This is a genomic window from Mesorhizobium sp. M2A.F.Ca.ET.042.01.1.1, from assembly GCF_003997405.1.
Taxonomy (GTDB): domain Bacteria; phylum Pseudomonadota; class Alphaproteobacteria; order Rhizobiales; family Rhizobiaceae; genus Mesorhizobium.
Map to the genome: position 1 here is coordinate 1 of NZ_RZRX01000274.1, position 7,986 is coordinate 7,986.

Below are 7,986 nucleotides of genomic sequence, written 5' to 3' on the forward strand. Positions count from 1 at the left end.
CGGCGCCGGTTTGACGAGCTGTACGAGCTGCGCCTTCTGTTGGAGCCCGCTGCCGCCGCCAAGGCTACGGCAGCGCTGGACGAAGAGCGCCTGGCGGTGTTGCAGGAAGCGGCGGGCGTGATGGCGCGGCGGGTGGGGAAGGACGAGCGCCTGCGCTATTCCAACTTCGCGCGGCAGGACGCGATCTTCCACGACAAAATCATGGAGTTCGCGCAGAACGAGCTCATCCGCGAGACGCTGAATCACCAGCATACGCACTTCCATATCTTCCGCCTGATGTATCACTCGCGCGTCACCGAAGAAGCGCTGGACGAGCATGAGGCGATTCTCGCTGCTTTCGCGGCCGGCGACGCGCATGCCGCCGAGAAGGCGATGCACGTGCACATTGAGAATTCGCGGGACCGCCTCCTGCCCGCCTTCGAGTAATTGCTCCCATGTCCATTGCCGCTCGCATCGACGGAGATAGCGCTGTTGCGCCCGCAGCCGGCATCCCGGTTGGCCCTGCGGTGTTGCGCGCCGAGGGGCTGTCCAAGCAGTACGGCGCCGTCACCGTGCTGTCGGATGTCACGCTCGACATCCAGCCCGGCGAGATCCATGCGATCATCGGCGAGAACGGCGCCGGCAAGTCGACATTCATGCGGCTGCTGTCCGGCTACATCGAGCCGACTGAAGGCACGTTGTCCATGGCGGGGCACCGGGTGCGCTTCAGCAGGCCGGACCAGGCTCAGGCCGCCGGCATCGCCCTGGTGCATCAGGAGATCCTGCTCGCCGATGCGCTGAGCGTCACCGACAATCTTTTCCTCGGCCGCGAGCTCACCAAGGGTGGCCTTGTCGATGATGCCCGCATGCGCCGCCTCGCTGCGGCAAAGCTCGCGGAGCTGGGCTGCGAGGTCTCGGCCACGTCTCTCGTGCGCGACATCTCGCTGGCGGATCGCCAACTGGTGCAGATAGCCCGCGCCTTGCTCGATGAGCATCGGGTGGTCATCTTCGATGAGCCGACAGCCGTGCTGACGGGGGGAGAAGTCGAGCGTCTCCTCACCATCATCTTCGAACTCAAGGCACGCGGCATCGCGGTCCTCTATATCAGCCACCGGCTCGACGAGGTGCAGCGGCTGGCCGACAAGGTCAGCGTCCTGCGCGACGGCAAATTGGTTGGCACCTATCCGGGCCATACACTGACGCAGATCGACATGGCGCGGCTGATGGTGGGCCGCGAGCTCAACGCTCTTTATCCCCAAAAGCAGGCGGCGCGGACAAACGAGCCGATGCTGAGCGTGCGGAACGCCGTGGTTCCGGGCTTCGTCGAGGACGTCTCGTTCACCGTGCACAAGGGCGAGATTCTCGGCTTCGCCGGAATGATCGGCGCCGGGCGAACGGAGCTGTTCGAAGGAATGCTCGGACTCCGGCCGGGAACCGCTGCGGTCGAACTCAACGGCGCTCCGGTTCGGATACGCTCCCAGCGCGAAGCCATGGAAGCCGGCATCGGTTATCTGACCGAGGACCGCAAGGGCAAGGGCCTGCTCCTGCAGGAGCGTCTCGGGCCGAACCTTACTCTGTCCGCCCTCACCAGCTTCCATCCCGGTCTCATCGTAAGACGCGATCGCGAAGCGCGGGCCTTGGCGCAGGCAATCTCCAGCTACGACATCCGCCTGAAGAGCCTTGGCGCGCGGGCCGGGCAGCTCTCCGGCGGCAACCAGCAGAAGCTTCTGCTCGCCAAGGTGCTCCTGACCGATCCGTCCGTCGTCATCATCGACGAGCCGACCCGCGGCATCGACATCGCCAACAAGGCGCAGATCTACGGCTTCATCCAGGATCTCGTGAGGCAGGGCAAAGCCTGCATCGTCATTTCCTCGGAGATGCAGGAACTGGTGGGCATCTGTGACCGCGTCATCGTCATGCGCGAGGGCAGGATCAGCGGCGAAGTCTCGGGCGAAACGATGACCGAGAGCAACATCGCGCTGCTGGCAACCAGCTCGCGTGCGCACGTCGCCCAGGGAGGAACAAAGTGACAGCGCTTACCCAGTCCGCGCCGGCGCGAAGCGAGCGGCAATACCAATTCTCATGGGCCGACGCCGGCCCGTTTCTTGCTCTTGCGGCGCTGCTTGCGCTGGGATTCCTGGTCAATCCCGACTTCCTGTCTGCAACAAACCTCAGCAACGTGATCACGCGCAGTGCCTATGTCGCCATCATCGCCGTTGGCGCGACATTCGTTATCTCCTCGGGCGGCCTGGACCTGTCCGTGGGCTCGATGGTGGCTTTCATTGCCGGCATCACCATCATGTTCATGAACATGATGGCGCCGAGCCTCGGCCTCTGGGCCATTCCGGCTGGGATGGCGATCGCGGTCGTGACGGGGCTGCTGTGCGGCCTGGCCAATGGCGTCATCGTCACCGTAGGCAAGATTGAGCCGTTCATCGCCACGCTCGGCACCATGGGCATCTTCCGCGCGCTTATCACCTACATGACGAACGGCGGCACGATCCCGATCGACAAGTCGCTGCGCGAGGCATACCGGCCGGTCTATTTCGGAACCCTGGGCGGGATCCCAATTCCCATCCTGATCTCCGCGATCGTCGCGGTGCTCGGCGCCTTTGTCCTCTACAAGACCAAATATGGCCGCAGATGCGCCGCCGTCGGCGCCAACGAGGACGTGGCCCGTTACTCCGGCATCTCGGTCATCAAGACGCGCACCATTGCCTATGTCATCCAGGGAGCGTGCGTCGCCATCGCGGCCATCTGCTACGTGCCCCGGCTCGGCGCCGCCACGCCCACCACAGGGCAGCTCTGGGAGCTGCAGGTCATCACCGCCGTCGTCATCGGCGGAACCGCGCTTCGCGGCGGCAAGGGACGCATCTGGGGCACGATCGCCGGCGCGGTGATCCTGGAACTGATCGCCAACCTGATGGTGCTCTCCGACTTCGTTTCCGAATACCTCGTCGCCGCGGTTCAGGGCGTCATCATCATCATCGCCATGCTCGTGCAGCGCTTCTCCAAATAATCCGTCTCGGGACCGGGCGGGTGCCTGTGTTTGATTGGTCCTCATCTCTGGGAGGTTTGTAATGTTCAGTAGAAAATGGTTTGCGGCCGTGGCCGTCGGCGCGTTGATGGTCGCCGGCCAGGCGCTGGCGGCCGACAAGAAGGTGGTCGCCGTGTCAATCCCGGCGGCGGACCATGGCTGGACGGCTGGCGTGGTCTATCACGCCCAGGCCGCCGCCAAGGAAATCAACGCGGCCTTTCCCGATGTCGAGGTGGTGGTGAAGACCTCGCCATCCGCGGCCGATCAGGTCAGCGCGCTGGAGGACCTTTCAGCCAGCCGCAAGCTCGATGCGCTGGTCATCCTGCCCTACACCTCGGAGGAACTGACCCAGCCGGTCAAGGCCATCAAGGACATGGGCACCTTCATCACCGTCGTCGACCGCGGCCTGACCGATGCCTCGATCCAGGACCTCTACCTGGCCGGCGACAACATCGCGGTTGGCGCCAACACGGCGAAGTTCATGATCGACAAGCTCGGCGGCAAGGGCGACGTGGTAGTGCTGCGCGGCATCCCGACCGTGATCGACGACGAGCGCATCAAGGGTTTCCAGGACACGATCAAGGGCACCGGCATCAAGGTGCTCGACATCCAATACGCCCATTGGAACAGCGACGAGGCGTTCAAGCTGATGCAGGACTACCTCGCCAAATATCCGCATATCGATGCCGTCTGGGCCAATGACGACGACATGCTTCTCGGCGTGCTCGAGGCGGTCAAGCAGTCGGGCCGCACCGACATCAAGCTGGCGCTTGGCGGCAACGGCATGAAGGACATCGTCAAGAAGGTGATCGACGGTGACGCCGTGACGCCCGTCGAGACGCCTTATCCGCCTTCGATGATCAAGACGGCCGTCTACATGACTGTGGCCAATCTGATCGGCCAGGCCCCGGTTCGCGGCCACGTCAAGCTCGATGCGCCGCTGATCACTCAGGCCAATGCCAAGGAATACTACTTCCCGGATTCTCCCTTCTGACAATCGGCAAACCGAACTTTGCGACAGCCAGGGCGCGGCAGCGCCTTGGCATTCCCAAAAATCGAAAGGACAAGTCATGCCAGCCAAGAAAATACTGATGCTGACCGGTGAGTTCACCGAGGAATACGAAATCTTTGTCTATCAGCAGGCGATGGAAGCCGTTGGTCACACCGTGCACGTCGTTTGCCCCGACAAGAACGCCGGCGACGTGATCAAGACCTCGCTGCACGATTTCGAGGGCGACCAGACCTATACCGAGAAGCTCGGCCACTATGCCCTGATCAACAAGACGTTCGCCGACGCGGAGAAGCAGCTCGACCAGTATGACGCCGTCTATTGCGCCGGCGGCCGCGGACCGGAATACATCCGCACCGACAAGCGCATTCAGGCGATGGTGCGTCATTTCCACGAAACGAAGAAACCGATCTTCACCATCTGCCACGGCGTGCAGATCCTGATCGCGGTCGATGGCATCGTACGCGGCAAGAAGGTCGGTGCGCTGGCGGCCTGCGAGCCGGAAGTGACGCTCGCCGGCGGCACCTATATCGACCTGTCTCCGACGGAGGCTTATGTCGACGGCACGATGGTTTCGGCCAAGGGCTGGACGGCTCTCGCCGCCTTCATCCGGGAATGCCTGAAAGTGCTCGGCACGGAAATCCGGCACGGGTAAAGCATGTCTCCCGAAAGTGGGAACCGGTTTCGGGATAAAGACATGCGCAAATCAAAAACCTAAAGCGCATGGGGCAATCTGGAAAAACGCGACGCGCTTTAGGATCTGACGGGACGCAGAAAGACTTGGAGCAGGTGGCCGATTCCAGACGGAAGGCGCACCGCTCCAAGTACACAACGATTCCAATCGTTCATCTGTCGAAGAGTGGCTGTTCTTCGACGGCAGCGGAACCCGAGATTATCGAATCCGGCCGGCTTTCCGGCCGACCAACCGATGGTCGGTCTGTCGCCGCTCGGAGCCGACAGGTTCTAGACTCCTGCGGTAAATCTCTCGCTTGCGACCCGGATATGCCGTTTCACGTTGCTCCATCGCATAACGGATTGGAGTAACTGGAGACAGCTGCACGGAAACGACGCCTCATGACATCAGCCAATATTCTGATCTGCGATTTTGTCGGCCTCCGGTTTGGGGCCGATGGCAATCCCGACCATAGCGAGGTCAAGGCCTACATCGAAGCCAAGGGTGGCGTGTTCCACCATACAGGCATCGCCAAGGCCCGCGCGCCTGACCCCGGCAAGCTGCATTTCTTCTACCAGCCGCAATTGAGCACGCGCGACGAATTGCTGGCCGAGGCCGGCGACGGCCGCTACGACGCCCTCATCGCCGCCGCGACCTTCATTCCGGCCGAGACCAGGTTCCGCTTTGGCGGCGTTCGCATCGGCGCCGGCACCGGCAATATGGGCTCGGCATCCTGGGGCGGTGGCAGCGGAGAAGGCGGCGAAGCGCCGCTGATGAACACGCCCGGCATCAACAGCCGCGCCACCGCGCAGATGGCCATGAAGGCGCTGCTGAAAGTCAGGCCTGACCTTCCAGTTGACAAGCTCAACGCCCTCGTTGCCGGCGGGCAGTTCGATACGGGAAAGGACCTGCGCCATTATCCGACCGAGAAGCTCGAAGGCAAAAGACTGGCGGTGATCGGCTATGGCAATATCGGCCGGGAATTCGCCAGGCTCGGCCAGGCTTTCGGCATGCGGGTCGCCATTCATGCACGGCCCCGTCACCAAAAATGGATCGAGCTGGAAGGCTTCGACTACGCCGCAACCATGGAAGACGCGGCGCGCGGCGCCGACGCGCTTTCGGTCCACCTTGGCCTCGGTGCTTACGATCCCGGCGCGCAACGATACGCCAATGCCGGATTGATTGGTGATGAAGTCCTCTCTCTCCTCAACCCCGGCGCCGTGCTTGTCAACTATGATCGCGGCGAGCTGGTCGATGTTGCAGCGCTGGAGCGCGCGCTGGCGTCAGGGCGCGTTTCCCATGCGGCGATCGATGCGGATCTGTTCAGGGACGGCGGCACGCTTTCAGGCCCGATGCTGCCCTATCTCAAACTGGTCGAAGCTTATGGCCCGCGTCTGGAGCTCCTCCCGCATGCCGCGGCCGACACCGATCATCCCTCTCGCGTCGCGGGCGCCAAGCAGGCGGTCGACCAGATCCACGCGGTCATCACCGAGCGTCAGGTCACCAATCTGAAAGGCTCGTTGCCTCCGGGTTTCGTCGATATGGGGGCGAAAGTCCCTCCCGGTATCGGCGGCATTACGCCCCGGCACCTCGCGGCACTCGCCGCGGACCAGGCGCTTGCCGCCGGCTTGGCCGGTGCGGGCGCTGTCGTGGCCGGATTCTGGGAGCGTCTTCTGGCTGCGTCCGCCCAAGAACGCCAGGCGCTGCTCTCTTCGGAAGGCGAGGTTTTCATCGAGGCAGCGAACCGGCTGTCGACCTTGCTGCGCGAACATCATCTTTCCGGGCCGTTTACTTCAAAATAATCGAACCCGGTTGGGCCGCCGGGCCATTGCATTGGAGCTGTCCCGGGTCGAACATGCCTTCTATGCAGCCAGTCCGAGTTCCGAAGCTAACGACGCCGAGGCTCGTGCTTCGGGCGCCGAGCGAACAGGATATCCCGGCATGGTTTGCGCGCGCGACGGATATCGAATCCGCCTCCCTGGCCGGCGATCCCGTTCCCGATGACATAGGAGCGGGCGAGCGATGGCTCGCTCGCTCGCGTCAACGGTTTGCTGACGGCGAGGCGATCCAGTGGTGCATAGACCAAGCAGGAGTATCGGACGCGATCGGGACGGTAACCCTGTCCTTCAGCGAAGCCGATGCGAAGTCAGCCGCATTGGGATTTGTGCTCGCGCGCGCGTACTGGGGTCGCGGGCTGGGCAGCGAAGCGGTGCGCGAAGTCCTCCGCTTCGCCTTTGAAACCCTGGAGCTTGCGCAGGTAACGGCCGAGGCGGCGGCGCGCAATCTCGCGTCGCTGCGGATGTTGACGAAGTTCGGCTTCAGGCATGTCGAGAGCTTCGTTGACCCGTCCGACGACGAACCCTGTCAGCGTTTTGTCCTCGACGCAGGAATTGGATTGCGATTGTTGCCTGGCGGGGAGGCACCCTAACGCTGATCACCCATTCTTGGAAGAGCGTCGCGCCACCTATTGCAGCGAGCACCAGCTCGCCCTGGATGCGTTGCTGGCGCGCGACTCCGAAGCCGCCAGCGATGCCATGCCGGCGCATCTGAGGACCATCGAGCGCAACCTTCTGGGGAGGTAGCCGCGCGGATGACGGAGCCCCGAGTCGACATTGCAAGAGGATGTCACTATATAGCGCCTGCTCCGGCTCGGGCCGGGGCAGCGTTGACCGGGAAGCTGCGATACGGTTTGTGATGCAAATGCGCTGTCGAAGTTAGAAAAAGGCAAGCAAAACAACGAAGACGACCTTCTGTCGATCCCGGCCCACCATTCCATCATTCTCAATGATCTGAACGTGCACCTCGAACCCTTCCATTCCTGCGGCTCTGCGTCTCATGGCCAAGATGTCTTGTCTCATGGCCAAGATGTCTTGCCGGTAGGGGACGACTCGGTTCGAATGGGGCATGCATCCTTTGCAGGGTGCGGACGTTCATGGCTACCAACCGGCTTTGCCGCCAGGGAAGAAGCAGTATGAGTGAACATGCGATCGAGTTCTTGCGCGGATGGATTGGCGAGAAAGTCCAATGCCAGCATTCGCCGATCCAGATCGAGCAGGCCGAGACTCTCGCCAAGGAGTGCTGCGCCAAAGCCGCCGAGGCAGGCATTCTCCTCGAGGACATCCAGGAAGAGGTCGGCGACATCCAGGAACTGATCGCGTCGCGCCTCGAGGAAGCCGCCGAAGAGGGCAACAGCGAAGCCAAGCCGGACACGCCGGCGGAGTGAAAATGCCCGCGCCGGCGCGGGCAGGCGGCATCGTTTAGAGCAATTCCAGGAAAAGCGTGAGCGGT

At 62.8% G+C, this 7,986-nt stretch carries 9 protein-coding genes; all 9 read left to right on the forward strand.

The window, feature by feature from the left end:
* On the forward strand, positions 1 to 426 hold a 426-nt coding region (locus EOA23_RS28870), incomplete at its 5' end, for an FCD domain-containing protein (RefSeq protein WP_127306653.1).
* Positions 427 to 434: 8 nt separating this feature from the next.
* The gene (locus EOA23_RS28875) at positions 435 to 2,009 is read left to right on the forward strand and encodes a sugar ABC transporter ATP-binding protein (RefSeq protein WP_126062496.1); all 1,575 of its coding nucleotides are present in this window, start codon (positions 435 to 437) and stop codon (positions 2,007 to 2,009) included.
* On the forward strand, positions 2,006 to 2,998 hold the full coding sequence (locus tag EOA23_RS28880; protein ID WP_126062495.1) for an ABC transporter permease: 993 nt from the start codon (positions 2,006 to 2,008) through the stop codon (positions 2,996 to 2,998). Before EOA23_RS28875 ends, EOA23_RS28880 begins: the two co-directional genes overlap by 4 nt.
* A 61-nt stretch (positions 2,999 to 3,059) precedes the next feature.
* Positions 3,060 to 4,010: a substrate-binding domain-containing protein gene (locus tag EOA23_RS28885; protein ID WP_042640967.1), complete on the forward strand. Its 951-nt coding sequence runs from the start codon at positions 3,060 to 3,062 to the stop codon at positions 4,008 to 4,010.
* 76 nt (positions 4,011 to 4,086) lie between these two features.
* Positions 4,087 to 4,680 (forward strand): DJ-1/PfpI family protein, encoded by a 594-nt coding sequence (locus EOA23_RS28890; protein ID WP_127306654.1) that lies wholly within the window; start codon positions 4,087 to 4,089, stop codon positions 4,678 to 4,680.
* Between the two features lie 419 nt (positions 4,681 to 5,099).
* Entirely contained in the window at positions 5,100 to 6,500 is a 1,401-nt protein-coding gene (locus EOA23_RS28895; protein WP_127306655.1) for an NAD(P)-dependent oxidoreductase, read from the forward strand.
* Between the two features lie 104 nt (positions 6,501 to 6,604).
* Entirely contained in the window at positions 6,605 to 7,126 is a 522-nt protein-coding gene (locus EOA23_RS28900) for a GNAT family N-acetyltransferase (RefSeq protein WP_127306656.1), read from the forward strand.
* Between the two features lie 16 nt (positions 7,127 to 7,142).
* Entirely contained in the window at positions 7,143 to 7,280 is a 138-nt protein-coding gene (locus EOA23_RS36645; RefSeq protein WP_245474375.1) for an FCD domain-containing protein, read from the forward strand.
* Positions 7,281 to 7,669: 389 nt separating this feature from the next.
* Positions 7,670 to 7,921, forward strand: a complete 252-nt coding sequence (locus EOA23_RS28910) for a DUF768 domain-containing protein (RefSeq protein ID WP_126062491.1) — start codon at positions 7,670 to 7,672, stop codon at positions 7,919 to 7,921.
* The last annotated feature ends 65 nt before the right edge of the window (positions 7,922 to 7,986 follow it).